At 63.2% G+C, this 26,985-nt stretch carries 26 protein-coding genes and 2 pseudogenes; 17 read left to right on the top strand and 11 right to left on the bottom strand.

Features of this window, described 5'->3' with window-relative positions; translation table 11 throughout:
* The first annotated feature begins 13 nt into the window (after positions 1–13).
* From eda to XH85_RS27975, 8 genes are all read left to right on the top strand, one after another.
* Entirely contained in the window at positions 14–664 is a 651-nt protein-coding gene (eda, locus tag XH85_RS28010; protein WP_164939958.1) for a bifunctional 4-hydroxy-2-oxoglutarate aldolase/2-dehydro-3-deoxy-phosphogluconate aldolase, read from the top strand.
* Positions 665–723: 59 nt separating this feature from the next.
* The gene (locus tag XH85_RS28005) at positions 724–1,893 is read left to right on the top strand and encodes an acetyl-CoA acetyltransferase (RefSeq protein ID WP_128934392.1); all 1,170 of its coding nucleotides are present in this window, start codon (positions 724–726) and stop codon (positions 1,891–1,893) included.
* A gap of 127 nt (positions 1,894–2,020) precedes the next feature.
* Positions 2,021–2,227, top strand: a complete 207-nt coding sequence (locus XH85_RS28000) for a hypothetical protein (protein ID WP_091888505.1) — start codon at positions 2,021–2,023, stop codon at positions 2,225–2,227.
* Positions 2,228–2,350: 123 nt separating this feature from the next.
* Positions 2,351–3,550, top strand: a complete 1,200-nt coding sequence (locus tag XH85_RS27995) for a CaiB/BaiF CoA transferase family protein (RefSeq protein WP_128934391.1) — start codon at positions 2,351–2,353, stop codon at positions 3,548–3,550.
* Between the two features lie 155 nt (positions 3,551–3,705).
* Positions 3,706–4,842 (top strand): thiolase family protein, encoded by a 1,137-nt coding sequence (locus tag XH85_RS27990; protein ID WP_128934390.1) that lies wholly within the window; start codon positions 3,706–3,708, stop codon positions 4,840–4,842.
* On the top strand, positions 4,839–5,198 hold the full coding sequence (locus XH85_RS27985; protein ID WP_128934389.1) for a Zn-ribbon domain-containing OB-fold protein: 360 nt from the start codon (positions 4,839–4,841) through the stop codon (positions 5,196–5,198). The genes XH85_RS27990 and XH85_RS27985 overlap by 4 nt, the downstream gene beginning before the upstream one ends.
* A 617-nt stretch (positions 5,199–5,815) precedes the next feature.
* The gene (locus XH85_RS27980) at positions 5,816–6,343 is read left to right on the top strand and encodes a carboxymuconolactone decarboxylase family protein (protein ID WP_128934388.1); all 528 of its coding nucleotides are present in this window, start codon (positions 5,816–5,818) and stop codon (positions 6,341–6,343) included.
* 27 nt (positions 6,344–6,370) lie between these two features.
* Positions 6,371–6,673 (top strand): nucleoside triphosphate pyrophosphohydrolase family protein, encoded by a 303-nt coding sequence (locus XH85_RS27975; protein WP_164934466.1) that lies wholly within the window; start codon positions 6,371–6,373, stop codon positions 6,671–6,673.
* Positions 6,674–6,740: 67 nt separating this feature from the next.
* Here the strand turns inward: XH85_RS27975 and glsA are convergent, their stop codons facing one another.
* From glsA to XH85_RS27950, 4 genes are all read right to left on the bottom strand, one after another.
* A complete protein-coding gene (glsA, locus tag XH85_RS27970) occupies positions 6,741–8,588 on the bottom strand; it encodes a glutaminase A (protein ID WP_128934386.1) in 1,848 nt (615 codons plus the stop codon).
* 21 nt (positions 8,589–8,609) lie between these two features.
* Positions 8,610–10,685: a TRAP transporter permease gene (locus XH85_RS27965; protein ID WP_128937443.1), complete on the bottom strand. Its 2,076-nt coding sequence runs from the start codon at positions 10,683–10,685 to the stop codon at positions 8,610–8,612.
* 247 nt (positions 10,686–10,932) lie between these two features.
* On the bottom strand, positions 10,933–12,099 hold the full coding sequence (locus tag XH85_RS27955; RefSeq protein WP_128934385.1) for a TAXI family TRAP transporter solute-binding subunit: 1,167 nt from the start codon (positions 12,097–12,099) through the stop codon (positions 10,933–10,935).
* Positions 12,100–12,243: 144 nt separating this feature from the next.
* Positions 12,244–12,465, bottom strand: coding sequence for a biotin/lipoyl-containing protein (locus XH85_RS27950; protein WP_128934384.1), 222 nt, complete (start codon positions 12,463–12,465; stop codon positions 12,244–12,246).
* Between the two features lie 95 nt (positions 12,466–12,560).
* Between XH85_RS27950 and XH85_RS27945 the strand changes: the two genes are divergently transcribed.
* The 7 genes and pseudogenes from XH85_RS27945 (at position 12,561) to XH85_RS27915 (ending at position 19,274) form a co-directional block, all read left to right on the top strand.
* A complete protein-coding gene (locus XH85_RS27945) occupies positions 12,561–13,535 on the top strand; it encodes an IclR family transcriptional regulator (protein WP_164939959.1) in 975 nt (324 codons plus the stop codon).
* Positions 13,465–15,024, top strand: a complete 1,560-nt coding sequence (locus XH85_RS27940; protein ID WP_128934383.1) for an acyl-CoA carboxylase subunit beta — start codon at positions 13,465–13,467, stop codon at positions 15,022–15,024. Before XH85_RS27945 ends, XH85_RS27940 begins: the two co-directional genes overlap by 71 nt.
* A 452-nt stretch (positions 15,025–15,476) precedes the next feature.
* Positions 15,477–16,010 (top strand): hypothetical protein, encoded by a 534-nt coding sequence (locus tag XH85_RS27935; protein WP_164939960.1) that lies wholly within the window; start codon positions 15,477–15,479, stop codon positions 16,008–16,010.
* Between the two features lie 55 nt (positions 16,011–16,065).
* A pseudogene (locus tag XH85_RS27930) lies at positions 16,066–16,209 on the top strand (GMC oxidoreductase); the annotation flags it as partial.
* A gap of 432 nt (positions 16,210–16,641) precedes the next feature.
* Complete coding sequence (locus XH85_RS27925; protein WP_164939961.1) at positions 16,642–18,051, top strand: TadE/TadG family type IV pilus assembly protein; 1,410 nt, start codon at positions 16,642–16,644, stop codon at positions 18,049–18,051.
* 12 nt (positions 18,052–18,063) lie between these two features.
* The gene (locus tag XH85_RS27920; RefSeq protein WP_128934381.1) at positions 18,064–18,621 is read left to right on the top strand and encodes a TadE/TadG family type IV pilus assembly protein; all 558 of its coding nucleotides are present in this window, start codon (positions 18,064–18,066) and stop codon (positions 18,619–18,621) included.
* Positions 18,621–19,274 (top strand): TadE/TadG family type IV pilus assembly protein, encoded by a 654-nt coding sequence (locus XH85_RS27915; protein ID WP_128934380.1) that lies wholly within the window; start codon positions 18,621–18,623, stop codon positions 19,272–19,274. Before XH85_RS27920 ends, XH85_RS27915 begins: the two co-directional genes overlap by 1 nt.
* A gap of 7 nt (positions 19,275–19,281) precedes the next feature.
* Here XH85_RS27915 and XH85_RS27910 read toward each other — a convergent pair whose 3' ends face one another.
* The 6 genes from XH85_RS27910 to XH85_RS27885 form a co-directional block, all read right to left on the bottom strand.
* A complete protein-coding gene (locus tag XH85_RS27910) occupies positions 19,282–20,757 on the bottom strand; it encodes an FAD-binding oxidoreductase (protein ID WP_128934379.1) in 1,476 nt (491 codons plus the stop codon).
* A 114-nt stretch (positions 20,758–20,871) separates the two neighbouring features.
* Entirely contained in the window at positions 20,872–21,639 is a 768-nt protein-coding gene (locus XH85_RS27905) for an amino acid ABC transporter ATP-binding protein (protein WP_128934378.1), read from the bottom strand.
* A gap of 22 nt (positions 21,640–21,661) precedes the next feature.
* Positions 21,662–22,354: an amino acid ABC transporter permease gene (locus tag XH85_RS27900; RefSeq protein WP_128934377.1), complete on the bottom strand. Its 693-nt coding sequence runs from the start codon at positions 22,352–22,354 to the stop codon at positions 21,662–21,664.
* Positions 22,351–23,145, bottom strand: coding sequence for an amino acid ABC transporter permease (locus XH85_RS27895; RefSeq protein ID WP_128934376.1), 795 nt, complete (start codon positions 23,143–23,145; stop codon positions 22,351–22,353). Before XH85_RS27895 ends, XH85_RS27900 begins: the two co-directional genes overlap by 4 nt.
* Positions 23,146–23,207: 62 nt before the next feature.
* The gene (locus XH85_RS27890; protein WP_128934375.1) at positions 23,208–24,119 is read right to left on the bottom strand and encodes an amino acid ABC transporter substrate-binding protein; all 912 of its coding nucleotides are present in this window, start codon (positions 24,117–24,119) and stop codon (positions 23,208–23,210) included.
* 29 nt (positions 24,120–24,148) lie between these two features.
* Positions 24,149–25,309, bottom strand: coding sequence for an aminotransferase class V-fold PLP-dependent enzyme (locus XH85_RS27885; RefSeq protein WP_206734792.1), 1,161 nt, complete (start codon positions 25,307–25,309; stop codon positions 24,149–24,151).
* Positions 25,310–25,546: 237 nt separating this feature from the next.
* On the opposite strand from XH85_RS27885, the gene XH85_RS27880 reads away from it, so the two are divergent.
* Positions 25,547–26,317, top strand: coding sequence for an IclR family transcriptional regulator (locus XH85_RS27880; RefSeq protein ID WP_128934373.1), 771 nt, complete (start codon positions 25,547–25,549; stop codon positions 26,315–26,317).
* Entirely contained in the window at positions 26,310–26,528 is a 219-nt protein-coding gene (locus XH85_RS27875) for a hypothetical protein (RefSeq protein WP_245473227.1), read from the top strand. Before XH85_RS27880 ends, XH85_RS27875 begins: the two co-directional genes overlap by 8 nt.
* 154 nt (positions 26,529–26,682) lie before the next feature.
* Here XH85_RS27875 and XH85_RS47690 read toward each other — a convergent pair.
* A pseudogene (locus XH85_RS47690) lies at positions 26,683–26,871 on the bottom strand (DUF3734 domain-containing protein); the annotation flags it as partial.
* Positions 26,872–26,985: the final 114 nt, after the last annotated feature.

Below are 26,985 nucleotides of genomic sequence, written 5' to 3'. Positions count from 1 at the left end.
AGCGACAACAACGATGACCACGAGTGCCCAACAGAATCATCTCGTCGCGCTGTTCAAGGCGGCGACCGTCATTCCCGTCCTCACCATCGAGCGTATCCAGGATGCGGTGCCGCTGGCACGTGCGCTGGTCGCCGGCGGCGTCCGAACGCTGGAGGTGACCCTGCGCACCCCCGTAGCGATCGAGGCGGCGAGGGCGATGATGGCCGAAGTGCCCGAGGCGGTCGTCGGCATCGGCACGATTCTCAGTCCGGCCGACTTCACCCGCGTCGAGAAGCTCGGCGTCAAGTTCGGCATCAGCCCGGGCTTGACCCCCGATCTCCTCAAGGCCGCTGCCGACAGCGCCTTGCCGTTCGCGCCGGGCATCGCCACCGCCTCCGAGCTGATGATGGCGCTGGCGCAGGGGTTCGACGTCGCCAAATTCTTCCCAGCCGAGCAGGCTGGTGGCATCAAGGGCCTCCGCGCCCTCGGCGGCCCGTTCCCGAACGTGCGGTTCTGCCCGACCGGCGGGGTCGGCGAGGCCAATGCGGCGACCTGGCTCGCCGAGCCCAATGTGGTCGCCGTCGGCGGTTCCTGGCTGTGCCCGACGGCCGAGATCAGGGCCGGGAACTGGGCCGGCATAACTGCCATCTGCCAGCGCACCCTCAAAGTCCTGAAAGCCACGTGAAGTCTTGCCATCCCTGGGCTAAGACTTAACTCAGGAAGAGACCCCAGGGAGAAATGACCATGACCGCCAGCATCGTCGGATGGGCGCATACGCCGTTCGGCAAGTTCGACACCGAAACCGTCGAAAGCCTCGTCACCCGCGTGGCCAATGAGGCGCTGGCGGATGCCGGCATATCGGCCGGCGATGTCGACGAGATCGTGCTCGGCCATTTCAACGCCGGCTTCTCGCCGCAGGATTTTACCGCCTCTCTGGTGCTCCAGGCCGACCCGAAGCTGCGCTTCAAGCCGGCGACCCGGGTTGAGAACGCCTGCGCCACCGGCTCGGCCGCCGTGCACCAGGGCCTGCGCGCGATTGCCGCAGGCGCGGCCAAGATCGTGCTGGTCGTCGGCGTCGAGCAGATGACGCGGACGCCGGGCCCGGAGATCGGCAAGAACCTGCTCAAGGCGTCTTATCTGCCCGAGGACGGCGACACCGTCGGCGGCTTCGCCGGCGTGTTCGGCAAGATCGCCAGCTCCTATTTCCAGAAATACGGCGACCAGTCCGATGCGCTGGCGCTGATCGCGGCCAAGAACCACAAGAACGGCGTCGCCAACCCCTTCGCCCAGATGCGCAAGGATTTTGGCTTCGACTTCTGCCGGGCCGAGAGCGAGAAGAACCCGTATGTCGCCGGTCCCTTGAAGCGGACCGATTGCTCGCTGGTCTCCGACGGTGCCGCCGCGCTGGTGCTGGCCGACGCCGAGACCGCCAAGGGCATGAGCAAGTCGATCGGCTTCCGCGCCACCGCCCACGCCCAGGACTTCCTGCCCATGAGCAAGCGCGACATCCTTCAGTTCGAGGGCTGCACAGTCGCCTGGCAGCGCGCGCTGGAGCAGGCGGGCGTGACGCTCTCCGATCTCTCCTTCGTCGAGACCCATGACTGCTTCACCGTCGCCGAGCTGATCGAGTACGAAGCCATGGGCCTGACGCCGAGGGGGCAGGGTGCCCGCGCCATCAAGGAGGGCTGGACGCTCAAGGACGGCAAGCTGCCGGTCAATCCGTCCGGCGGCCTGAAGGCCAAGGGCCATCCGATCGGCGCCACCGGCGTCTCCATGCATGTGATGACCGCGATGCAGCTCGCCGGACAGGCGCCCGAGGGCATGCAGCTCAGGAACGCAAAACTCGGCGGCATCTTCAACATGGGCGGTGCGGCGGTCGCCAATTACGTTTCCGTGCTGGAGCCGTTGAAGTAAGCTCGGTCCTGTAGGGTGGGCAAAGGCGCCATGCGCTGTGCCCACCTTCTTTCTTGCGCTAGATCATGGTGAGCACGCTTCGCTTTGCCCACCCTACGGCTCCTGGTTGGTTTGCGGGAAAAGCATCATGAGCAAGGACTACGAAACTTCACTGTCGATGGATGCCCTCAACGATCGCATCGCGATCCTCGAGGATAACATCCGCCAGCTCATCGAGCAGGCCGCTGCCGCCTCGGGTGAGCAGAACGAGTCGCGGATCGCCGACCGCATCAATCAGCAGAACGACGAGCTCGACCGTCTCATCAAGATCCGCGAATCCCGCCAGAAGAAATAGCGGGCGATATCGCCGCGCGATGCATGCCGCCATACGCCGGTCGCCCTTGCGCGAGCGGCGACACTGCCGTTAGCTGGACCGAAATCGCTGGGCGCTTGAGCCCTGCGCAATCGGGAGCGAACGATGGGGCCGCTGAAGGGCATCAAGGTCATCGACATGACCACCGTGCTGATGGGGCCTTATGCGACCCAGATGCTCGGCGATTACGGCGCCGACGTCATCAAGGTGGAATCGCTCGACGGCGACGTCACCCGGCTGATCGGCCCGACCCGGCACGCCGGCATGGGCCCGGTATTCCTCAACACCAACCGCAGCAAGCGCTCGATCTGCCTCGACCTGAAGAAGCCTGCGGGGCGCGAGGCCGTGCTACGGTTGCTGAGGGACGCAGACGTGCTCGTCTACAACGTCCGTCCGCAGGCGATGGCGCGGCTTCAGCTCGGCTACGACGTCGTTTCCGCGATCAATCCACGTCTCGTCTATGCCGGCGTGTTCGGCTTCGGGCAGGACGGGCCCTATGCCGCAAAACCCGCTTATGACGATCTGATCCAAGGGGCGACCGCGCTGCCGGCGTTGATGGCGCAGACCGGCGACGGCGTGCCGCGCTATGTGCCGAACGCGCTGGTCGACCGCATCGTCGGCCTCACTGCGGTCGGTGCGATCTGCGCCAGCCTCGTGCATCGCGACCGCACGGGCCGCGGCCAGCGCGTCGACATCCCGATGTTCGAGACCATGGCCGGCTTCGTCATGGGTGACCACATGGGCGGGCTCACCTATGAGCCGCCGCTCGACAAGGGCGGCTACGCCCGCCACCTCTCGCGCGACCGCAGGCCCTACAAGACCTCGGACGGCCATCTCAGCGTCATCGTCTACAACGACAAGCAGTGGGAGAATTTCGTTGAGGCGACGGGACGCGACGATCTGCGCGCCGACCCCAAATTCGCAACCTTCGCCGGCCGCGCTGCCCATATCGACGTCGTCTATGCCGAGCTCGCGCGCATTTTTGAGACGCGCACCACCGCCGAGTGGATCGAGCTTTTGACCAAGGCCGACGTACCGGTCATGCCGATGCACGACCTCGCCTCGATCCTGCACGATCCGCATCTGGAGGCGACGAATTTCTTCCCGGTCGTGGAGCATCCGACGGAAGGCCCGATCCGCAGCATGAAGGTGACCGCGAGCTGGTCGGAGACGGACGCCGAGCCGGTGCGGCTCGCGCCGCGGCTCAACGAGCATGGCGCGGAGATCCTGCGCGAGATCGGCTATTCTGCCGACGAGATCGCAACCATGATCCGCGATGGCGTGACGCGACCCGCGCCGGAGTAGGGGGTGATGATGCCTCTCTCAACCGTCATTCCGGGGGGCACTCCACTTGGAGCGCGAGCCCGGAATCCATTTATCCTCGGAACATGTTGCACGATGGATTCCGGGCTCGCGCCTCAAGAAGGCGCGCCCCGGAATGACGACGGAGGGGTATGCTCATGAGCTTCATCACCGGCATCGGCCTCACGCCTTACGGCAAGCACGAAGGCTCATCCTCGCTCGACCTGATGAGCAAGGGCGCGCAAGCCGCGCTCGACGATGCCGGGCTGAAACGCACTGAAATCGACGGCATCCTCTGCGGCTACTCCACCGTCTCGCCGCACATCATGCTGGCGACCGTCTTCGCCGAGCACTTTGGCATCCGCCCTGCTTACGCCCACGCCGTCCAGGTCGGCGGCGCCACGGGCCTCGCGATGACGATGCTCGCCCATCATCTCGTCGAGGCAGGCGTCGCGCGCCACGTCCTCGTCGTCGCCGGCGAGAACCGGCTGACGGGCCAGAGCCGCGACGCTTCGATCCAGGCGCTGGCGCAGGTCGGCCATCCCGACTACGAGGTGCCGCTCGGCCCGACCATTCCCGCCTATTACGGCCTTGTCGCCACCCGCTACATGCACGAATACGGCGTGACCGAGGAGGACCTCGCGGAGTTCGCGGTGCTGATGCGCGCACACGCCCGCACCCATCCCGGCGCGCAATTCCACGATCCCATCACGGTCGCCGACGTCATGGCCTCCAAGCCGGTGGCGATGCCGCTGAAGCTGCTGGATTGCTGCCCAGTGTCCGACGGCGGAGCTGCGTTCATCGTCAGCCGCGAGCGGACCGGAGAGGCGGGCGTGCGCATTCGTGGCTGCGCGCAGGCCCATACCCATCAGCATGTTACGGCCGCACCCGGCCTCAGCGAACTCGGCGCCGAAATCTCTTTCGCGCGCGCCAAGGAGGCCACGGGCCTTGCGATCTCCGACGTGCGCTATGCCGCCATCTACGACAGTTTCACGATCACGCTCGCGATGCTGCTGGAGGATCTCGGCCTCGCCGGCCGCGGCGAGGCTGCAGCCCGCGTACGATCAGGCCATTTCAGCCGTGACGGCGCGATGCCGCTGAACACCCATGGCGGCCTGCTCAGCTATGGCCATTGCGGCGTCGGCGGCGCCATGGCACATCTGGTCGAGGCGCATTTGCAGATGACGGGACGGGCGGCGAATCGGCAGGTGCGCGATGCCTCTGTCGCGCTCCTGCACGGCGACGGCGGCGTGCTGTCGTCCCATGTCAGCATGTTCCTGGAGCAGGTGCGATGAGCGAGCGTCTGGCCGACTGGACCAAGGGCGAACAGGCCATCACCTACCAGACCCGCGCCGCATGCGGCCATGTGCAGTATTTCCACCGCGCCTTCTGCGCCGCCTGCGGCGTATCCGATCCGCAGGAAGCGCGCGCCAGCGGCAAGGGCAGGGTGCATGCGACCTCGCTGGTCTGCCGCGCCGCGACGCCCGAGACGCGCGCCCACGTGCCCTACAACATCCTGCTGGTCGATTGCGCCGAGGGTTTTCGCATGATGGCGCATGGCGAGAACGGGCTTGCCATCGGCGATTCGGTCACCGCGAGCTTCAAACCCTTTGCCGGCAAGCTCGTGCCGTTCTTCACCAAAGAGAGATAGTGGGATTGGATGCTGTAGCCCGGATGGAGCGCCGCGAAATCCGGGGTTCTCACCTCGCGGGTGGATTTCCCGGATTGCGCTTCGCTTCATCCGGGCTACATGGACGAGCAGTGGGTTTCGTCATTCGGGGGCGGTCCAAAGGACCGAGCCTGGAACGGGATTCTGGGCCTGGCCTGTGCGAGGGCCACCCCGGAATGACGAAAACTCTGAAACGCTTAACTCAACGCCCGTAGAACAAGATGCTGGCGATGACGAGCATCGCCGTCACCGCCAGCATATGCGCGAGCGCTCCCGAGGCCGCCCCCTTGGTGGCTTCCTTCATGCCTTGTTCTCCCTAGACTTGGGCGTGACTCATCGTTGCGTGGTGAGCGCAAAGACGGCCAATTGTTTTACTCGAAACACCCCACTCACGAGTACCCACCGCAATTTGTCCCCACGCGGCGAATATCGACTGTGTCAGGGTCGATCAGCAATGCGGCGGCAATTTGACTCGATGATGTTGCTCCTGCGTCGGCGCAAGAATAGAGTTTCGGGGAACTCTCACCGGCAACGACAACAAGCATCAAAAGCCCAAGAAAACTTTAGAGACAAACTTCCGGGAAAACTTCAGGAAAATCATGGCCCGCATTCAGTACAGCGATCCGTCCAAGGCCTCCGATCGCACCCGCGAAATCCTCGACAAGAACCGCAATGCCAATATTTTCCGCATGATGGCGCACTCGCCGAGCTATTTCGAGCAGTACTGCCGCCTTGGCGGCGCCATCCGCCACAAGGGCGAGCTCGATCCAGTGGTACGCGAGCTTGCGATCACGCGCACCGGCATCCTGTGCGAGGCGCCTTACGAGATCGTCGCGCACAAGCGGATCGGCAAGAATGTCGGTGTCACCGACGAGCAGAACGAGGCGCTCGCAAACTGGCATGCGGCGAGCTGCTTCAACGAGGTGCAGCGCGCCGCGCTGGCCTTCACCGACGAGATCGTGAAACTGAACAAGCCGACGGATGCGACCTTCAAGGCGATCGCATCGAAGCTGACGCCGGCCGCGCTGATCGAGCTCCAGCTCTCGGTCGGCTTCTACATCATGACCTCGAAATTCTTGGAGACGTTCGAGATCGACCTGCAGCCGGTGACGGAAGTGGTGGGCTGATCAGATTAGAAGCGGCGAGGAATGCCGATGACGATCGATGAATATGCGGCCTGGGCCGCGAGCATTGCGAAAGTCGAAGAGCATCCGTCCAACGAGCGGCTGTCCTATCTCGGTCTCGGACTTGCCGGCGAAGCCGGCGAGGTCGCCGATCACATCAAGAAGCTGCTCCGCGACGGCTGGCTGGATCAGGCGGGTCTCGTCAATGAGCTCGGCGACGTCGTCTACTACTGGGCGTGCCTATGCGCGGCCACCGGCCAGCAGCCGTCCGAAGTGCTCAAGACCAGCGCAGCCAGGATCAACCGGCGGCTGAGCGAGGCCGCGAGCCGCTGAGGCAAGCGTGAGCTGGAGGCCCCGGCCACCTCTCCCCGTCGGGAGAGGTGAAGAGCTCGGCCACCGCTCACGTCGACGTCAGAATATCCACTTTGGCGTTCGCCACGATCAGACGGTCGGCCAATAGCTGGGCCAGATTGCGCATGATGCGCTCGCTGGCGCGCGGGTGCTGCTCGCGGAAGCGCTCGAAATCCTTCAAAGGTACTTCGAAAACGGTCGCTGCCATGTCGGCGAATACGTCGGCAGAGCGCGTTGCCTCCAGCAGCGCCATCTCGCCAAAGGCCATGCCGGCAGTGAGTGTTGCCAGCCTGACGCCATCGGGCAGCGTGACGTGGACCGCGCCGCTACGCAGGAAGAACACGGCATCGGCGAGGTCGCCGGTCGTGACGATCTTTGCGCCGGACGGATAGTTCCTGACGGTGCAGATTGCGGCGAGATTGGTCAGCTCGTCCTCGCTCAGTCCCGCGAGCAGCGGCTGCTCGGCAAGCTCGGTGGTCTCGTGGAAGTCGATCGAGCCGCCATAGCGGTAGACGATCTGGTCTTCGGCCCATTCGATCGCGGTGTCGAGCAGGTAGAAGTCGCGGACGTTCTTCAGCTCCGCCGTCCATTCCCGCAAGCTGTCCCATTCCTTGGAGGCGCGCCTGACTCCCGACAGCACCACCGTGACGTTGAGTGCGGCGAGCTCTTCGAAGGCTTCGGCGATCAGTCGCGCACCGGCACGCGTGGTGGAGGTGACGCGGTGCAGATCGAAGATCACGAATTGCGGCCGCGGCCGGCCTGCGAGCCGGCGCGAGATGTAGTCGACGGCCGACAGCGACAGCGTGCCGACCAGCTCGATGACCCGCACCTCCTGCTCGTGCGCCGCCAGAATCTCGCGCTCCTGCGGCCGGCGCACGCGCCGCGACGGGCTCTTGCCGATGTCGTAGTCGGCGATGACGGCGTTGCGCGCGTCGTCGCTGCGGTTGAGCATGTGCAGATCGTAATGCGAGGACAGCGCCTCGCAGACCTTGATGCCGCGCACGCTGTTGCCGTGCTTGTCGAGCTTGGGCGAATAGCTGCCGAGCCCGAGCCGGGCAGGGAGTGCGGCGAGGATGCCGCCGCCGACGCCGCTCTTGGCGGGGATGCCGATCCGGTAGATCCATTCGCCGGCATAATCGTACATACCCGACGATGTCATCACCGAGAGCGTGCGCGAGATCGCGTAGGGCGTCAGCACCTGTTCGCCCGTCACCGGATTGATGCCGCGATTGGCGAGCGTCGCCGCCATCACAGCGATGTCGCGCGCCGTGACCAGCACGGCGCATTGGCGGAAATAGACGTCGAGCACGGCCGCGACGTTGTCCGAGATCACGGCGTTGGTCTTGAGGAGATAGCCGATGGCCCGGTTGCGGTCGCCGGTCTGGCTTTCCGAAGCATGGACCGCCTCATCGACGGCGAGATCGCGTCCGGCGAAACGGCTGAGCGCAAGACGGATCTGCTCGAAAGCGTCCGCGCCCTTGCTGTCGTAGATCAGCCCGGTGCAGGCGATCGCGCCGGCATTGACCATCGGGTTGAACGGATGGTTTTCGGCATTGAGCCGGATCGAGTTGAAGGGGTCGCCGGAAGGTTCGACGCCAATCGCGCTTTCGACTTTGCCGGCTCCCAAAAGGTCCAGCGCCAGCGCGAACACGAACGGCTTGGACATCGACTGGATGGTGAAGGGCACCCGGCTGTCGCCGACTTCGTAGACATGCCCGTCCAGCGTCGCGAGGCCGATGCCGAAATGGGCAGGGTCGGCCTTGCCCAGCTCGGGGATGTAGTCGGCTACGCTGCCTGAGGTCTCGGCCGAGAATTCGTTGAGGCAATTGTCCAGAAACCGCAGCAAGGGCGGTTTCGAGCGGGTCCAGGCGGAGGCGGCGGGCGATAGCGGCTTCATCGCCTCACTTGTGCAACGCAATCAGGGCGCGCGCAACCCGTCCGGCACGATGGTCTGCCGGCGGACTAGGACAAGGGCGAGCAGAGCCGTGGGTGCGAGGATCGCAAGGCCAAGCAGCGTCACCTGCATCTGCGACAGCGGCATGATGCCGCCGCCGGGCGTCGCGACCACGAAGCCGCCGATCACCAGCAGCACACGGATCGGCCATTCCAGCGCGCCAGCGCCGCGCAAGTCGCCGACGAAGGGCTGGTAGCCCTGGATACCGCCGCAGATGAACAGCGTGCCGAACGCGGCAAGCCCCATCAGGCCGAGTCCGGCGAGGTATGGGCTCGGCCCCTGCAGCACCAGCGCCGGATTGAGCACGAAGAAGAATGGGATGAAATAGATGATGCTGCCGACCCACATCGATTCCCACCCGGTCTTCATCGCCGGCGAGCCTGCGATTCCGGCGGCGGCGAACGAGGCGATGGCGACCGGCGGGGTGATCGACGACAGCATGCCCCAGTAGAAGATGAACATGTGCACGGCCATGCGATTGAGCCCGAGCTTCTCCAGCGCGGGCGCGACCAGGATGGCGAGGAAGATGTAGCAGGCCGTCGTCGTCAGGCCGAGGCCGAGGATCAGGCTGGTGAGGGCGCACATGCCGAGCAGCAGGAAGGCGTTGTCGCCGGCAATATGCAGGAGATCGTTGGCAAGGCTCGACACCACGCCGGTCATCGAGAATGCGCCGATCAGCAGGCCGCAGCCGGCGAGGATGCCGACCAGCTCGACGAAGGTGCGGCCGTTGACCTCCAGGAACTTGCCGATGGTCGCAAACGTCCAGCGCGTGTCCTTGGAGAAGAACTGGTTGAGGACCAGCAGCAGCGCTGTGGCGTAGAACGGCGCGTGGCTCTCGCGCTTGAAGTAGAGCAGCATCACGATCAGGAGCGCGATGACAAAGACGTAGTACCAGCCGTCCTTGATCGTATCCATGATGCGGGGCAGCTCGGCGCGCGGAATCCCCTTCAGCCCGTGGCGCGCGGCATAGGCATCGACCTGCATGAACAGGCCGACGTAATAGAGGGCCGCCGGAATGATCGCGGCGAGCGCGACATCGGCGTAACTGACATTGAGGAATTGCGCGATCACGAAAGCAGTCGCACCCATCACCGGCGGCGCCAACACCGCGCCGGTCGAGGCGCAGGCCTCGATCGCACCGGCATAGGATGCGCGAAAGCCGCTCTTCTTCATGATGGGAATGGTCATGGTACCGGCGGTGAGCACGTTGGAGATGATCGAGCCCGACATCATGCCGAGCAGGCCGCTGGCAAAGATGCAGACCTTCGCCGCGCCGCCGCGGAAGGTGCCGCACAGCGCGAAGGCGAGGTTGATGAAGAATTTTCCGGCCCCGGTCATCATCAGTGCGGTGCCGAACACCAGGAAGCCGATCACGGTGTCGGCAAAAGCCTGGATCGGAATGCCGAGCAGGCTCTCGCCTGAGAGCACGTGGTAGGCGGTTGCTTGCTCGAGCGTCGATTGGGTGCCGCGGAACGGTCCGAGCCAGCTGGATTCGGCGAACAGCGGATAGACGGTGAAAGGCAAGACGCTCAGCAGCAGGCTCCAGCCGCCGGTGCGGCGCAGCGCTTCCATCAGCATCACCCACATCACGAGGCCCGCCGCGATCACGCTGTTGGGCGCGCCGCCGAACTCCCAGCCGGCCTCCGCCGCCTTGCGTACGTTCGACATCAGCATCAGCGCCGCCGCGAAGGTCGCAACGAACAAGACGAGATCGTACCAGGGAATTCGATCGAGCGGGGCGCGTTCAGTCCCTGGGAAGATCAGGAAGGTGAACGGCAGCATCAACGCGATCAGGAGATAGAAATACTCCGTGTTGAGCTGGGTGTAGCCGATGAAGAAGCGCAGCGAGAATTGCTGGTTGATGCAGAGCAGGATCGTCGCCGCGGTCGCAACCACCAGCGTCCAGCGCCAGGCGCCGCGCAGCGTGCGCACGCGCGTGACCTCCGCCTCCTGCATGTTGGCGGCGGCGCCGTGCGGATCGTCGAACACGATCCGCTTGGCCTCGTCCTGCGGGCCGGTGGAGGTGGAAGCAGAAGGCATCATCGATCCCGCGCGTGGGCTATTGAACGCTGGCTAATGCGAATGGGTGTTGTTTTGCATCGATCGCGTCGCGGGCTCGCTCAACCTCTCCCGCTTGCGGGAGAGGTCGGCGCGCCAGCGCCGGGTGAGGGTTTTCTCCTCTGGGGGAATCCCGCCGTGGAGACACCCTCTCCCCAACCCTCTCCCGCAAGCGGGAGAGGGAGCGCACTTCCCGCGCGGCAACGATCAAACCCAACAGCATCGCGTTCTATTCCTCAAATCCATTCGGCATGTCGGCCTTGGCGAGCGCTGCCGCGCGGGCCTTCATCCAGCCGTCGAGGAATGCCTTGTCATCCGATGGCGGATTGGACGTGCCGTACGCCGCCCACGCCGCGCCAAGCACCTCTTGCCGCTTGATCAGCTTGTTGTTGTGCGCCTCCTGCGCATCGCTCCATTGTCCGGCCTCTTTCAGCGCCTTCACCGCACCGGGATGCACCGGCACCACCCAGTTCTTGGTCTGCCGGTCGGCGGCAAGACCACCGGCGCCGGGTGCAGAGTCCTTGTAGGCGTCGTAGTTGACGATCATCGCTTTGGTGATCGCATAGACCTGATCGGCCGGCTGCGAGGCGTAGGCGACGAAGATCGGGTAGGGGTAGTTACCGAGCTCAACCGGTTTCTCCGGCGAGATGCCGGCGCCGCAGGTCGCAAGCTGCGGGAAGAAGAACGAGCCGACCTTCTGCATCCGTGCCCAGCCTTCCTTGTCCTTGGCGGGGAGCGGCGGCCAGATCAGGCCGCGCGGCGAGGTCTCGGCCTCCTTGGCGGGGCCAGTGATGGTGGTGCCGAACGCGGCATCGACATCGTTGTTGATCAGGCCCTTCCACATCGCGCCGTAGCTTGCGAACTCGACGGCCTTGACATCCTTCTGCGTCAGCCCTGCGAAGGCGAGCACCGCGAGCGAATTCTGGTTCAGCGCGGGCGAGCCGACGACGAAGCCGACGCGCTTGCCTCTGAGGTCCTTCAGCTCCTTCACACCGGTGTCGGCGGCGACGCCGAGCGAGCCGCAATTGCAGTCGACCGTCGAGAGCAGGATCTGGAGCGGCTGCGGCCCCCATTCCTTCGATCCGAACTCGAACACGCCTTCCTGCGCGAAGTAAGTGCCCGATCCCATCGCCGCGGAAGCCGCGCGCTTGGCGCGCAGCGGCGCGAGGCGGGCGACATCGTTGCCTGCGGGGAGGACGCGCACGTCGGTGCCATATTTGTCCTTCATCATCTTGCCGACGCCGACCGCGATGTTGAAGCCGGCGGTGCCGGTGTCATAGGCGGTGAACGTCAATGTCGCCGGCAGCTTGATATCCTCGGCGAACGCATAGCGTGTAGACGCAAAAGAAATGCCTGCCACCAAGGCAGGCGCGAGCATGAGCAGCCCACGAAGCATGTTTTCCCTCCATCATCTTCGCTTAAGCGCGAAGACCTTCTTGCTTGAATCGGATCATGTCACCGGGCATCCGCGATGGCAACGCCGGAGCGCGAATGCAGAAACCAGGCTGACAGAATGTCGCGGAATCCAGGGATTATGCAGTCAGTTTGCGACGATCGCGATCGCTTGTCCCTCGGCAACGACGTCGTCGAGTTTCACCAGAAGCGACGTGATCGTGCCGCTCGCGGGCGACTGCACGGGTATCTCCATCTTCATGGCTTCGACGACCACAACGTCATCGCCATCTGCGACGGTTCCTCCAACCTGCACGGGAGTTGCGCAGATGCGCCCCGCGACCTCCGTGACGATCTTAATTTCTGGCATGCCATCGCCTTTTTGTTGTCGTCGCAAAATGCCTGAGGTAGCGTCGTCTGCAAGTGGAATTTAATTCCGCAGAGCGAAACAAGCTGGTAGGGAACATGGGACGACGATCGGAGCGGTTAAGTAGGCAAGGTGTCCTCGCTGGCGATGCCGGTGAGGGTGATGTCATCCAGGTGGTGTCGCGCGCGTTCGACGTATTGCGATGCTTCGAGGGCCACGAGGCGCGGCTCGGCAATCTCGAGATTTCAAATCGCTGCGGCCTGCCGCGCTCGACGGTGTCGCGGCTCACGCACACGCTGACGCGGATGGGCCAGCTCGTCTACCTGCCGCGCGATCAAAAATATCGCATCGGCCCGAGTGCGGTGGCGATGAGCGCCTCGATGATGAAGGGCGCGCAGCTGCGCAGCATGATCCGCCAGCGGCTTCAGGAAGTCGCCGAGCAGCTTCCGGGCACGGTCGGCTTCGTCGTTCCCGATCGCTTCCATCTCGTTTACCTCCAGTTCGCACGCTCGGCGAGTGCGCTCGGCCTGCACGAGGGCACCGGCAGCCGCATCTCGATGGCTTCGACCGCGGCAGGCGCAGCCTACACCGCGGCACTGGCGCCCGAGGTCGGCGATGCCTTCATTGCGGACATGGAGCGGGAGGCCCCCGAGGCTGCAAAAATCTTGAGGCCCCGCATCGAGGCCAACCGGCAGTCGCTGCGCGAGCGCGGTTATGTCGTGGCCTGCGGCCTGTGGAGTCCGCACATCAACGGGCTCGCGGTGCCGATCTGGTCGCCGCAGTACCAGACCTTCGTCGTCATCACGATCGGCCTGCTGGCTGCAATGTATGACGAGCAGCGGCTGCATAACGAAGTCGCCCCGTTGATGCTCACGCTCGGCCGCTCGCTCGGCAGCCTGATGGAAGGCGCCGAGGGCGATGCCTTCAACAACCGTCTCTCGCGTAAGCCGGTCGCAATGGCCGTGCGCAACAATAACAAGCCGATCAACTCGGAGGGAGTGAATGAACTGGAAGCCGGAACTCGACGAGCTCACCCGGCGCGAAGCCTTCGCGCGGGAGATGGGCGGCGTTGACAAGGTCAAGCGACAGCATGACCAGGGCCGACTGACTGTTCGGGAGCGCATCGACGGACTGATCGACAAGGGCAGCTTTCACGAGATCGGTGCCGTCTCCGGCATCGGTGAGTACGATTCCAGCGGCGAGCTGCAGAAAGTGACGCCGGCGAACTGCGTGTTCGGCCGCGCACGCATCGACGGTCGTACCGTGGTCGTGGTCGGCGACGATTTCACGGTGCGCGGCGGCTCGGCGGACGCGTCGATCTCGGCCAAGCCGCTGATGGCGGAGGAGATGGCGCACGACTTCCGCCTGCCCATCATCCGCATCGTTGAGGGCTCCGGCGGCGGCGGCTCGGTCAAGACCATCGAGACCAAGGGCGCGGCCAATCTGCCGGGCGGCATCGGCGGCACGCGCTGGTATCGCTTCACGACGGAGAATCTGTCGCGCGTGCCGGTGGTCGCACTCGGCCTCGGTTCGGTAGCGGGTTTAGGTGCCGCGCGTCTTGCCGCCAGCCACTATTCCATCATGACCCGGAAGTCCGCGATGTTCGTGGCGGGCCCGCCGGTGGTGAAGGCGCTGGGGCAGGACCTCTCGAAGGAGGAGCTCGGCGGCGCCGACATCCAGACCCGCGCCGGGGCAATCGATCACGCGGTCGAGACCGAGGAGGAGGCGTTTGCCTGCGCGCGGCGCTTCCTGTCTTATCTGCCGTCCTCGGTATACGAGCTGCCGCCGACCTTGCCCTGCACCGACAATCCAGAGCGCACCGAGGAAGCGCTGCTGAGCGCGGTGCCGCGCAACCGCAAGCAGGTCTATAAGGTGCGCCCGATCATCGACGCCGTCGTCGACAAGGGCTCGTTCTTCGAGGTCGCCAAGAATTTCGGGAAGCCTGTTATCGTCGGTCTCGCGCGGCTCGAGGGCAGGGCGGTGCTGCTGCTCGCCAGCGACAGTTTTCATTATGGCGGCTCCTGGACCGCAGATGCCTGCCAGAAGGTGGTGCGCTGGGTCGACTTCGCCGAGACCTTCCACCTGCCGATCGTCTATCTCATGGACTGCCCCGGCTTCATGATCGGCCTCGATGCCGAGAAGGCCGCCACCATCCGCCACGGCGTCCGCGCCATGGCCGCGGTGAATCAGACCACCGTGCCCTGGTGCACGGTGATTCTGCGCAACGCCTTCGGCGTCGCCGGCGTCGTGCATCAGCCCGCCGATCGCTTCTCGATCCGCTACGCCTGGCCGTCCGCCTATTGGGGTTCGCTGCCGCTCGAAGGCGGCATCGAAGCCGCCTACCGCGCCGATATCGACGCGGCCGAGGACAAGGTCGCGAAGCTGAAGGAGATCGAAGCGCGCCTCAACAAGCTGCGCTCGCCGTTCCGCTCGGCCGAAAAGTTCTGGGTCGAGGAGATCATCGATCCCAGGAAGACGCGATCATTGCTGTGCGAGTTCGCGCGCCTCGCCGAGCCGCTGCGTAAGCCCGGGCCGCCGGAGAATTTTTCGATCAGGCCGTAGCGCTCAAGCCGTGATTGCAGCGGTCGGGCGAGGAACCTTTCCGGGCGTGCCGCATTCGTCGCGCATGAGGAGCTTGTATTTCGGCATCGGCGCTCTCGCCGGCGCGCTGGTCCTCCTCATGATTTGGCTGGGCCAGCACGAACGGCAAGCGTCAATCGATCGTCTCGAGCGATGGGAAATTCCCCACGCGCCTGCGCGCTAGCTGGGGACACTTGACCGCGGTTTGCAGCGACATAGCCGTCGCTGATGCACAATTGGTCAAGTCTCAGTTTCGACGATACGCCATTCGTTCTCTGCGAGTTAATCGTTCCGGCCGCTACGTCTGGTTTACAACGGTTGCGGAGGCCAGCCCGCAAATGCAACCACTTTCAGCCGCTCTTTAGGCCGATTTCAGCCAAACTGTTATTGGTTGCTCGCTGCGGGGCAGGGATTTCACAATTTGGAGCCCTGCAATGTTCAAGTCAGTTCTTTCTGCGTGCCTTTTCGTTGCCTTTAGCTCCGTTGCCTCCGAAGCCCGGCCCTATCGCATTCATCAAGCACCTGAATGCAACGTCACGATGCCCTGCGACTTCTCGTATTCCCAAACCCGCCGTGAGCGGACGCCCAGATCCTCACTACAAGCCTATCGCTCGACGCAACTGACAGTGGCCGACGCAGGCGGCGCCACGGCGGCGAGTGTCTCCGGCACGCGCATCATCGGAGGGCGGCCGGCTGGTTGCCCCTCATCCTTCTGCGGCTGCGGCGCGGCTCTGCGCGTGTTCGGGCGTGTGGTGCCGGAATTGAATCTCGCTGCGAACTGGCTGCGCTTTCCGCGTACGTCGCCGGCACCGGGAATGGTCGCGGCCCGGCGCGGGCATGTCTTCGTCCTGGAGCAACACCTCGGAGGCGACATGTGGATGGCGTACGACGCCAATTCGGGCGGTCACACAACGCGGATGCATGCGCGCTCGCTGCGGGGCTACACGGTCGTCAACCCGCGCGGCTGAGAAGATGGCGGGATTGCCCGGCATCAACTAGAGCCGTCACACTTTGCCGAAATTCGCGGTGGTCGACAACTAGGGCCGCGTCAAGGGCGTGCAGGGCCTGCGGGTCGTCGACGCCTCGATCTTCCCGGTGGTGCCCTGCGCCAACACCAACTTCCCGGTGCTGATGTCGGCGGAAAAGATCGCTGCTGCGATCCAGTGAGCTGCAAGCGTTCTTCCGGGTTATCCGCGGCCGGCTTGCCGTAGCAACCGCGGGCCTTCGTGCCTCAGGGCAGCTGCGCCGGGCCAGGCCCGGATGCCGTCATCCTGGCCTGCGGCCGCTTGCGATCCGCTTCAATCGACAGGAATTGGTGCAGCCTGGCGCCGGCCTCGAGGCCGCCATCCGACCGTCCGGATGCTCCTGCCCGCAATCTCCATGATCGCGTTTATCCGGCGTTAATGATGCTTTCTCAATATGAGACATCTCAATTTGTCGCAGTCCATGTTTGTGGATTGCACGTAAGTGTTGATTAAGAGGCCAAATCCATATTCCGGCCTGCGATGCGCGGGGGTCGCCGGCAGGAATGCTGCGTCTCCTCCATCACGGGATTTCAGGAAGTATTTTTGCCGCTACGCGGCAATCAGGATGAAGGTCATGCTCCGCCGGGTAGTGCTCCGTTTCGCCAGAGATCGGAAGGCCAACGTCGCCATTATCTTCGCGCTCATGATGGTCCCGACCATCTTTCTCCTGGGCATGACGCTGGATTACACGCTGGCCTTGCGCAAGCGCGAGCAATTGAACGCAGCCGCCGACGCCGCCGCGATCGCAGCCGTGCGGCCGGCGATGCTGACGCAGACCGACACGTCCGTGGTCAGGGCGACCGCGGAAGCCGTCTTCGCAGCGAAGGCGAATCTTCCCGGCCTGTCGGCGGTCCCGACGCCAACGGTCACTGTCACCGATTCCGGTCTCGCGCGGACCATCACGGTGTCCTACACCGCGGAGTCCATCAATAATTTCCCCGGCGTCCTCGGCAAGCAGACCTGGCAGGTGGCCGGTTCGGCGACGGCGAAGGCGTCGAGCGCGCCCAATATGAATTTCTACCTGGTGCTGGACGACTCGCCGTCGATGGCGATCGCAGCGACGCAGACCGACATCAACAACATGATCGCTGCTACGAGCAGTCAGCCTTCATACGCGAGAAACTGCGCGTTCGCCTGTCACGAAGTCCATCCCAATAACCAAAACCCGAGTTCGACCAACAAGGATAATCTCACCGTCGCACGCAATAAGAACATCACATTGCGAATCGATCTCGTGACCAATGCCGTCAAGCAATTGCTCGTGGGGCCCTGGTCGTGCCCGCAATCGGGTGTTTCGGGCGGCGTCATGCAGTGCATGGCGGCGCTCAACAACACCACCTACAAGGCCGCCATCTACACCTTCGACTACAATTTCAACACGATCCAGACGCTGACGACCCCCACGACCGCGGGCACGATGATCGGCAACATTCAGCTCATGACGGTGGATCACCAGAACTGCGTCATTTACGGCAATTGCTCCACCGACTACGGCTCGGACATCTCAGGTGGGCTGACAGGCGTCAACGGCGTCATGCCCGCCCCTGGCAGCGGCACCAACCAAGCCGGCGATACGCCGCAGGAGGTGGTGTTCCTCGTGACCGACGGGGTTGAAGACAAGCTGATCCCGAAGACTGCAAGCTGCGATCCGAATGCCACCTATCCGCTTCCAACCGTCGGCACCACGCAAGTGCGCTGCCAGCAGCCGCTCAATACCGCGACATGCACGACGATCAAGAACCGCGGCATTCGCATCGCGGTTCTCTACACCGAGTATCTGCAGCTGCCGACCGACAACTGGTACAACACGCGCATCGCGCAATTCAATAATCCGTCCTCGTCCACGGGTACGATCGCGCAACGGCTGGAATCATGCGCCTCGCCCGGTCTGTACGCGAGCGTTCAGACCGGCGGCGACATTTCCGCGGCGCTGACCAACCTTTTCCTCAAAGTCGCGTCCAGCACAGCCAGCCTCGTGCAGTAGAGAAGAAGCGCCATGATTGGCCCCGCCGCAACAACCAAGAGCCGCCGCAATCGCTGCGCCGCGTTCGCGCGGGATAGGAGGGGCGCCACGGCCGTCGAATTCGCGCTGGTCGCTGCGCCGTTCCTCGCGCTCATCATCGCGCTCCTCCAGACGTTTCTGGTCTTCTTCGCCCAGCAGATGCTCGAATCCGTCGTGCGCCAGTCGGCGCGCCTCGTCATGACCGGGCAGGTTCAGTCCGCGAAGATGACGCAGGCGGTTTTCAAGCAAAAGGTCTGCGATCAGATCGTTATCCTGTTCAATTGCAGCGGCCTGATGGTCGACATGCAGGTGGCGACTTCATGGACGTCCGCGAACACGGCGATGCCGACCCTGACCTTCGACGGCTCGGGCAACGTCACCAATACCTGGCAGTACGATCCGGGCGACGCCGGCGACATCGTCGTTCTCCGCGTCATGTATGTGTGGCCGGTCGTGCTCGGGCCGCTCGGTTTCAATCTCTCGAACCTCAGCAACGGCAACCGGCTGATCATGTCGTCCGCCGCGTTCCAGAACGAGCCAGGAGCTTCCTGATGATTTCCGCCCTGTCGTCTCGCGCTCGGCACCTGTTGACCGATGTCCGCGCCGTTGCAGCGACGGAGTTCGCCATGGTGGCGCCATTCATGCTGGTGCTCTATGTCGGCGGTGTCGAGCTCGGCAACGGCCTCGCCATGAACGTCAAGGTCAGCGCGACCGCGCACAGTGTCGCCGACATGATCACGCAGAACACGGCGGTGACGTCGTCTCAGATGGACGGTATTCTCGCGGCGGCGACCGCCATCATGGCCCCATATCCTACCAAGAACGGCTCGACCTCCTTGATGACGATCACGGTCTCGGAAGTGTCGACCGACAGCACGGGGAAGGCGACGGTGCAGTGGAGCAAGTCGACGAGTTCCTCGGGAGCGCGAACCGTCGGTCAGCAGATGACCTTGTCATCGTTTACCGCGCCGAGCGGTACCAGCAACGCCAACATCTCGCTCATTCTGAGTGAGGTGTCCTACGACTATGCGCCCAACCTCGGCTTCACCATCGCCGGCACCGTGAAGCTGTCCGACAGCTACTATCTGTTCCCGCGTTGTTCGACCAACAGCCCGGCCACCTCGAGCTTTCCCTATTACGACGTGAAATATCCGGCGACGTCGACCTGCACCTGCGTCCAGCATTTGCAGCAGAAGACCTGTTGATCACCGGTCACAGCCGCAGCACCTTGCCGGGATTCATGATGTTTTGCGGATCGAGCGCGCGCTTGATCGTGCGCATGATGTCGAGCTCGGTCTTCGAGCGGTAGTGACTGAGCTCGTCGAGCTTGTCGATGCCGATGCCGTGTTCCGCCGAGATCGAGCCGCCCATGGAGGTGATGAGATCGTTCACGGCCCGCGTGATGGCGCCCTTGTATTGGGTCAGCGTCTGCTGATCCATGCCCTTGGGCCCCATGAACGAAAAATGCAGATTGCCGTCGCCAATGTGCCCCAGCGGATAGGGGCGAATGGTCGGGAGAATGCCGAGCACGGCCTTGAGCCCCTTGTCGATGAACTCCGGAATCCTGGAGATCGCCACTGAGACATCGTAGCTGAGCCCCGGTCCCTCGGCCCTGGAGGCCTCGGCGACGCCCTCTCGGATGCGCCACATATTGCGCGATTGACTGACCGTGTGTGCGATCGCCGCATCGAGCACGTGGCCGGCCTCGAGCTGATCGGCCAGAAACTGCTCCATCTTCTCGGACATGCCCTCGGTCCCGTCCCGGCGTGGGCGCGCGGACGACCATTCGAGCAGGAGGTACCATGGCGTATCCGCCTTGAGCGGATCCTGGGTGCCGGGAATGTGATGCAGCACCATGTCGATGGCGCTGCGGCTCATCAGCTCGCAAGAGCCGACATTATCCTCGGACGCTGCGTGCGCTTCGGATAGGATCTCCAGGGCTGCGCGCGGATCGCGGATCGCCAGCCACGCGGTGCAGACGTCCTTCGGCGCTGGCCATAGCTTGAGGACGGCCTTGGTGATGATGCCGAGCGTGCCTTCGGCGCCCATGAACAGATGCTTGAGGTCGTAGCCCGTGTTGTCCTTCTTGAGCGCACGCAGTCCGTCCCAGACATCGCCATTGGCCAACACGACTTCGAGCCCCAGAACGAGATTGCGGGCATTGCCATAGCGCAGCACCTGCACGCCGCCGGCGTTCGTCGACAGATTGCCGCCGATCGTGCACGAGCCCTGCGCGCCAAGACTGAGGGGCAGGAACCTGTCGTGACTGGCCGCGGTCTCCTGCAGCGTCTGCAGCACGCAGCCGGCCTCGACCGTCATCGAATAGCCGACGGGATCGACCTCCAGAATGCGGTTCATGCGGCCGAGCGACAACACGATGCCGTTGTGCGCAGGCCAGGGCGTTGCCCCACCCATCAGGCCGGTGTTGCCGCCCTGCGGCACGATCGCGACGCCTTGCTCATGGCAAAGCCGGACCACTTTGGACACTTCCCCGGTGCTACCGGGACGAACGACCGCGCCAGCGCCGCCGACCAGCAATCCGCGCCAGTCCGTCACGAACGGCTGCTTGCCGTGCTCGTCCTCGATAAATCCCTTCTCGCCCACGATCGCGCGCAACGCATCGCGCATCTCGGCGGTCAAGGGAGCGGTCGGGATAGTGGGTGGGGACGACGGGAAGGCAGCCGGCATTTCTTTCCTCTGGCGCATCTTGGTGTGCACTGCGCACGTGACGTGCTGAGGGGTATTGTCCACGTTTGTGCCGGGGAGTCTAGCGACGTACCTTCATGTCAGCCGGGCAGGGCCCTAGTGGATGATCTGGTTCAGGAAGCCCTTCGCCCGGTCCGTGCGCGGAGCCCGAAAGAACGTTTCCGGATTTGCCTCCTCAACGATGCTTCCACGATCCATGAAGACCACCCGGTCGGCGACTTCGCGGGCGAATCCCATCTCGTGCGTCACGCAGACCATCGTCATGCCATCTCGCGCCAGCTCCACCATGGTGTCCAGCACTTCCTTGACCATCTCAGGGTCGAGAGCGGATGTCGGTTCGTCGAACAGCATGATCTTGGGCTGCATACACAGCGCCCGCGCGATCGCGACGCGTTGCTGCTGACCACCCGACAATTGTGCGGGATACTTGTCCGCCTGATCCTGAATACGGACCTTCCGCAGCAAGCCGAGTGCGCGATCGCGCGCTTCTGCTTGCGACAGGCCGCGAACCTTCATCGGAGCCAGCATGCAGTTCTCGGCTACCGTGAGATGCGGGAAGAGGTTGAAGCTCTGAAACACCATGCCGACTTCACAGCGCACACTGTTGATGTCGGCGATGCGGTTGCTCAACTCGACGCCGTCGACGATGATCCGGCCTTCGTCGTGCTTCTCGATATGGTTGATGCACCGGATGAGCGTCGACTTGCCGGAGCCGGAAGGGCCGCACAGAACGATTTTCTCGCCCTTGCCGACCTCGAGATTGACGTCGTTCAGCGCAGTGAACGTGCCGAACCGTTTCACGACATTCTCGACGACGACAATTGCGCCGGGCTGCGTGGCATCGCTCAAATTCTCTCGAGGCATGTTGTCTCCCAAATTCGAGGCGTTATCGCGATGTGGCGAGAGCGTATCGTTTGCGAAGGGCAGCGACACACTGGGAAGCTGCAGAACTGATGGCGAGGTAGGCCACCGCCACGACCAAGTACATTTCGACGAGGCGGCCGTTGAGCTGCGCAAGCTTGGAAGCTGCGCCCAGAAGATCCGTCAGCGAAAGGACATAAACCAGAGAAGTGTCCTGAAACAGGATGATGGTCTGGCTCAGGATGATCGGACTGGCCACGCGCAGGACCTGCGGGAGGACGACATGGCGGTAGGTATCATAAGTGGACAACGCGAGTGCCTGGCAGGCCTCGAACTGGCCCTTGTTCACGGCCCGCAGCCCGACACGGATGATCTCGGAGTAGTAGGCCGCCTCAAACAAGCCAAAGGTGATAAAGGCCGTATAGGTGGCGCCGATCGGGATCGGGCGGCCGTTGCCACTGAGATGCCCAAGCACGATTGGCACCAGGAAGAAAAACCAAAACAGAACGAGGATCAGCGGGATCGACCGGATGACCGCAACGTAGCCGCGGATGATCTGGGCGAACAGCGGAATCTCGAAATGCTGTACGAGCGCAAGGCAGGTCCCGAGAACCATGCCGATGGCGAATGCGGCGGCCGTGAGCGCAAGCGAGAAGAGCAGGCCCGACCAGAGATAGGGCCAGGATTGCGCTAGAATCGAGAAATCGAGGGTGTTCATTTCACGACCTCCATGGCACCGGGCAGAGCGCCGCTTTGCTGCATCTGGGCGGCCAGATCCTGGCCAGCAGTGAGCTTGACGGGAGCGCTCCCCGGAATGCGGACTGCTTTGTCGATGAACGTCATGGCCTGATACGCAACGAGCGCCAGACAGAGGTAGATGATCGTCGCCGCGCCAAATGCCGAGAACGTCTGGAACGTGGCCTCGCTGATCTGGCGCGCCTGCGCGGTGAGCTCCATCAAGCCGATCGTGAGTGCGACCGAGGTGTTCTTGTATATGCCCATCACCTCGCTGGTGAGGCTCGGCACGATGAGGCGCAAGGCCTGCGGCACGACAACATATCGATAGGTGAGGTAACCACTGAGGCCGAGAGCATTGGCCGCCTCGATCTGTCCCTTCGGGAGTGCTTCGATACCCGCCCGGACCTGCTCGGCTATTCGGGAAGCCGTGTAGAGTCCAAGGCAAAGGAGTGCCGGGAAGAACGATGCCCAGGGCGGCGGAATCTGCTTGATGGCATCGCCCAGCGCGGTGGGCACGACCTCCGGGAAGACGAAGTACCAGAGGAACATCTGCACCAGGACCGGGATGTTTCTGAATATCTCGACATAGAGCCGGGCCAGGATCGAAAAGAAGCGATTCTGGACTGTGCGGCCCACGCCGACGACCACACCGATGCCGAAGGCGATCCACCAGCCGAAGAAGGCCAGAGCCAGCGTCCAACCGAGACCCGACACAAGCCAGTCGATATAGCGCTGGCCGTCCGCCGTTTGTTCAAAAAGCACTCCGAACATCGCGAGCCCTCAGGTTGCAGGTGCGAACGAGGATTTCCTTGCGAGGCGGTCAGCTCCGTCAATCAGTCAACGGCATCGCTGGGATGCGCGATCCGCGCCATCAATTCGTCCGTGAGCGGGAATGCGAGGTTCTCACCCTTGGGCGGGATCGGCTTGGTGAACCATTTCGCGTAGGTCTTGTCGAATTGGCCGGACGCCATTTGTTTAGAAAGAACGTCGTCGACGAGGCGCTTGAAGCCGGCATCACCCTTCGCGAACATCAGTCCATAATAGATCTTTGCGTAACCCTCGGGGAGGAACAAGAGCGCATCCGGATTCGGCGCCGCAGCCTTGAGCCCGGCGAGGAGGATATCGTCTTCCATGAAGGCGGCCGCACGGCCGGTGTTCAGCATCAGGAAGGATTCCGCGTGGTCCTTGGCCTGGACGATGTTGAGGCCGAGTTGCTCCTTGGCGTTGACGCTCTGCGCGAAACCTACCGCGTTGGAGCCTTGCGTGACGACAATCGTCTTGCCTTTCAGATCGCCGGCGGCCTTTACGCCACTGGCGGCCTTGACGAGCCATCGCGGCTGGCTGACGAACGTCGCGACGGAAAACGAGACCTGTTCCTGCCGCTTCTTGTCGTTCGCAGTGCCGCCGCATTCGATGTCGACCGTCCCGCTCTGGATCAGCGGAATCCGGTTCGAGGAGTTCACCGGCGTGTAGTTGACCTTGAGGTCGGGCAACTTCAGCTCCTCCTTGATGCGATCGACGATCGCCGCGCAGAGATCGAGCGAGAAGCCGATGGGCTTCTGATCGGGCCCGAGGTACGAGAACGGTATCGAAGCCTCACGGTAGCCGATCGTGATTGCGCCGCTGGATTTGATCTTATCAAGCGTCGGGCTGTCGGCTGCTGCGGAGGGGCTTGGGCTGACGGCCAGGAGTCCTGAAACCAGGAGTCCTGGGAGAAGTCCGAGCACCTGAACAAGCTTCTTCATGGTCTTTGCCTTTCCCTCGTTTGTCGAATTCAAGCTGCGGCGGAAGGGCGTCCGAGCCCTCGCCGACGGATGACATCGATCAGGCGATCGATGTCGTTGGCGGTGTTGAACATGCCGAGCGAGACGCGAATGCCATCTCGTTCGGGCGATACGCGCACATCGTTCTCCTCGAAATGGCCGAGCCAGTCCGATGGGGGCAGGGCGATGACGTAGATGTGCGGAGCGCGATGCTTTCGCTCGCGCGGGCCAACGAGGCGGATGTCCAGCTCGTCCAGGCGCGCGATGAGGTGATCGCCGAGATCAAAGCAGTGGTTCTGGATGTTCTGCCCCCCGATCTGCTCGATCATGTCGAGGGAAGCACCCAGTGCATGGACCGCGGGCAGATTGAAGTTGCCCAGCTCGAACCGCCCAGCGGTGGGCGAGGGCGCCATCTTGTCCGGGCGCGCGATGAGATCATCAGGGATCTCGGCGAGGCTCGCGGCAGCCAGATAGGCCGGCTCCAGCTCTTTGAGCGCCTTGTCCCAATAGAGAAGCCCGAGCCCTTGCGGAACCAGCAGTCCCTTGTGGCTTCCGGAGCCGACGAAGCTCGCGCCAATCGCCTTCGCGTTGACAGGCACGACGCCGATCGACTGCATCACGTCCACGACGAAGTAGAGTTTCTTCCTGGCGCACATCGCGCCGACGCTCTCGATGTCGAAGCGGTGACCGGCGTGGAAGGTGACATGCGACATCGAAATTGCGCGCGTGTTTTCGTCGATGAAAGGAGCAAAGCTGTCGGCATCGACGATATCGGTCATCGGGATGAAGCGGACCTCGACGCCCTTCCGTTGCAGATGGAGGAACGCGTAGACGTTGTTCGGATGATCGCCGTGGATCATCAGGACATTGTCGCCGGCCCGGAGCGGCAGTGCGTTTGCCGCGATGTTCATGCTTTCCGACGTATTTTTCGTGAAGGCGATTTCATCCGCGGCCACGCCGAGAAAGCGAGCGACCTTGGCGCGGGTCTGCTCCACCCGGTCGAGCCAGACGCTTTTCGGGCCGGCCGTCTCGAAGCCCTCGCGAAGGAAGAGCTCGATCGCGGCCTTTACCGGGCGCGCAAGCGGCGTTTGAAACCCGGAGTCCAGATAGACCATCCGTTCGACAGCGGGGAATTCCTTCCTCACAGCGTCCACGTCGTAGTGACGAGACATACGCATCTCCTGTTGGGCGCGCCGTCGGGACTTGGCCCTCGGCCAAGCGGCGGAGCGGGATTTTCGGAACGGGTGAGACTGCGTTGCACAATTTCTGGTCAATCACCGGCAACGCCAAGAATATGAGCTTTCAGGATTTCGACAAAGGAATTTGTCGATTTTCAATATATTTTATTCCGAAAAGTGATAATAAGTGGCGTAGACCTTGATTTTGCTGCCGATTTGGCCGGAGGGAAAATGACGACGCGCATTGAGAAGGACGGGCCATTGGATCGTGCCTTCGCGATCGTTCGGCACGTTGCCGACCAACGCAAAGCCGTCTCAGCGGCAGAGATCGCAAAGGCTCTCTCGCTGCCTCTTCCAACGGCACACAGGTTGATCGGAAATCTCGAGGACCGCGGACTGCTACAGAAGGCGTTGGGGACCAAGCGTTACGTTGTGGGAAACCAGCTCGTCACACTATCCGCCACTGTCATCGGAGCGGCCTTCCGCACTGCGCGGCGGCATGCGGTGCTTCGGGCGGTTGCGGGAGAAATCGGCGAACAATGCGAGATCGGCGTCGTACGCGACAATGTCGTTGCCTATGTCGACAGCGTTCGCGTTTCGGAGCCGCAAGGCCTTCAGTTCAATCCGGGAGAGGCCGCGCCGTTACACTGCACGTCGACCGGAAAAATCTACATGAGCAGACTGCCCGAGCGGACCCGGGCGAAGTTGTGCCGCGCACTACCTTTGACCAAATTCACGGAAACGACGATCGTCGACGTCCACGGGCTGATGAAGGTCCTGGAGGACACGCGGCAACGAGGCTGGGCCAAAACCAACGAAGAGTATGTGAAGGGAGTTGTGGGGTGTGCCGTCCCCATTCTGTCACCGGATCGAGAATTGATAGCTTGCTTGGGTGTCTCTGTGCCGGTGGCGCGCGTGAGCTTCGTCGAACTGGACCGGTTCATACCGCCGCTTCAAAAGGCTGCCGCTCTGCTGTCGGAGACCATTCTGCAGGTTGATTGATGCGCCGACAACTGGTTCGAGAGCGAATACCGACAGGGCGAAGGTCTATGGCACGAACAAGGACGGCCTGATCGAGGCGCGAATTGAGGGAAACACGGTGGCTGCGCTGGTGACGATCCAGACCAGGAGCAATCATCAATCCTTTCTGATGGAAGCACCGGGCTCCTGGATGTCGGAGGTCGCGATCGAATTGAACAAGGAAGCGAAGTGACTTTAATTCGGAATAATCGCATAATAGCCCTGTTTTGCCCGACGTGTCAAACGGCGTTACAGGCGCACTGGGCTAAGTCATTGATCCGGCTGCCGTGGGCTACTGTGCATGGGGTTGTTTTCGCACTTTTTGTTTGATCGCTCCGGAAGGTGCCTCACGCGCTCTCCGTCTCTCGGTGCACGTCGTGCACCACGAGCCCCATGCCTTCGTCCGGCATCCTGATCCAGTCGCGGCGCTTCAGCGTGCGCTTTGTGTCCTCGTAGCCGCTTGTCCAGTGTTCGCGCATCGAGGTGCCCGAGAACTTGTGGTCCTTGGCGTCTCCCTCGCGGCTGGCCGCGGAGTAGGGCGGCCATCGCTCTGCATCATCAAACTGTAACACAGCCGTAATTGAGTAGCCGCGCGGGGTCCGGAAGATGCCGTCAGCCATCTTCCGAATACGAGGCATTGTTGACGGTTG

The organism is Bradyrhizobium zhanjiangense, assembly GCF_004114935.1.
GTDB lineage: Bacteria > Pseudomonadota > Alphaproteobacteria > Rhizobiales > Xanthobacteraceae > Bradyrhizobium > Bradyrhizobium zhanjiangense.
The sequence above is the reverse complement of the archived record's forward strand: the minus strand, read 5'-3'. Positions and strand labels throughout refer to the sequence as shown.

Excerpts from the sequence above, each read along its gene's own strand:
- eda (WP_164939958.1), top strand. The coding sequence starts at position 14 with ATGACCACGAGTGCCCAACAGAATCATCTCGTCGCGCTGTTCAAGGCG.
- XH85_RS28005 (WP_128934392.1), top strand. The coding sequence starts at position 724 with ATGACCGCCAGCATCGTCGGATGGGCGCATACGCCGTTCGGCAAGTTC.
- XH85_RS28000 (WP_091888505.1), top strand. The coding sequence starts at position 2,021 with ATGAGCAAGGACTACGAAACTTCACTGTCGATGGATGCCCTCAACGAT.
- XH85_RS27995 (WP_128934391.1), top strand. The coding sequence starts at position 2,351 with ATGGGGCCGCTGAAGGGCATCAAGGTCATCGACATGACCACCGTGCTG.
- XH85_RS27990 (WP_128934390.1), top strand. The coding sequence starts at position 3,706 with ATGAGCTTCATCACCGGCATCGGCCTCACGCCTTACGGCAAGCACGAA.
- XH85_RS27985 (WP_128934389.1), top strand. The coding sequence starts at position 4,839 with ATGAGCGAGCGTCTGGCCGACTGGACCAAGGGCGAACAGGCCATCACC.
- XH85_RS27980 (WP_128934388.1), top strand. The coding sequence starts at position 5,816 with ATGGCCCGCATTCAGTACAGCGATCCGTCCAAGGCCTCCGATCGCACC.
- XH85_RS27975 (WP_164934466.1), top strand. The coding sequence starts at position 6,371 with ATGACGATCGATGAATATGCGGCCTGGGCCGCGAGCATTGCGAAAGTC.
- glsA (WP_128934386.1), bottom strand. The coding sequence starts at position 8,588 with ATGAAGCCGCTATCGCCCGCCGCCTCCGCCTGGACCCGCTCGAAACCG.
- XH85_RS27965 (WP_128937443.1), bottom strand. The coding sequence starts at position 10,685 with ATGCCTTCTGCTTCCACCTCCACCGGCCCGCAGGACGAGGCCAAGCGG.
- XH85_RS27955 (WP_128934385.1), bottom strand. The coding sequence starts at position 12,099 with ATGCTTCGTGGGCTGCTCATGCTCGCGCCTGCCTTGGTGGCAGGCATT.
- XH85_RS27950 (WP_128934384.1), bottom strand. The coding sequence starts at position 12,465 with ATGCCAGAAATTAAGATCGTCACGGAGGTCGCGGGGCGCATCTGCGCA.
- XH85_RS27945 (WP_164939959.1), top strand. The coding sequence starts at position 12,561 with ATGGGACGACGATCGGAGCGGTTAAGTAGGCAAGGTGTCCTCGCTGGC.
- XH85_RS27940 (WP_128934383.1), top strand. The coding sequence starts at position 13,465 with ATGAACTGGAAGCCGGAACTCGACGAGCTCACCCGGCGCGAAGCCTTC.
- XH85_RS27935 (WP_164939960.1), top strand. The coding sequence starts at position 15,477 with ATGTTCAAGTCAGTTCTTTCTGCGTGCCTTTTCGTTGCCTTTAGCTCC.
- XH85_RS27925 (WP_164939961.1), top strand. The coding sequence starts at position 16,642 with ATGCTCCGCCGGGTAGTGCTCCGTTTCGCCAGAGATCGGAAGGCCAAC.
- XH85_RS27920 (WP_128934381.1), top strand. The coding sequence starts at position 18,064 with ATGATTGGCCCCGCCGCAACAACCAAGAGCCGCCGCAATCGCTGCGCC.
- XH85_RS27915 (WP_128934380.1), top strand. The coding sequence starts at position 18,621 with ATGATTTCCGCCCTGTCGTCTCGCGCTCGGCACCTGTTGACCGATGTC.
- XH85_RS27910 (WP_128934379.1), bottom strand. The coding sequence starts at position 20,757 with ATGCCGGCTGCCTTCCCGTCGTCCCCACCCACTATCCCGACCGCTCCC.
- XH85_RS27905 (WP_128934378.1), bottom strand. The coding sequence starts at position 21,639 with ATGCCTCGAGAGAATTTGAGCGATGCCACGCAGCCCGGCGCAATTGTC.
- XH85_RS27900 (WP_128934377.1), bottom strand. The coding sequence starts at position 22,354 with ATGAACACCCTCGATTTCTCGATTCTAGCGCAATCCTGGCCCTATCTC.
- XH85_RS27895 (WP_128934376.1), bottom strand. The coding sequence starts at position 23,145 with ATGTTCGGAGTGCTTTTTGAACAAACGGCGGACGGCCAGCGCTATATC.
- XH85_RS27890 (WP_128934375.1), bottom strand. The coding sequence starts at position 24,119 with ATGAAGAAGCTTGTTCAGGTGCTCGGACTTCTCCCAGGACTCCTGGTT.
- XH85_RS27885 (WP_206734792.1), bottom strand. The coding sequence starts at position 25,309 with ATGTCTCGTCACTACGACGTGGACGCTGTGAGGAAGGAATTCCCCGCT.
- XH85_RS27880 (WP_128934373.1), top strand. The coding sequence starts at position 25,547 with ATGACGACGCGCATTGAGAAGGACGGGCCATTGGATCGTGCCTTCGCG.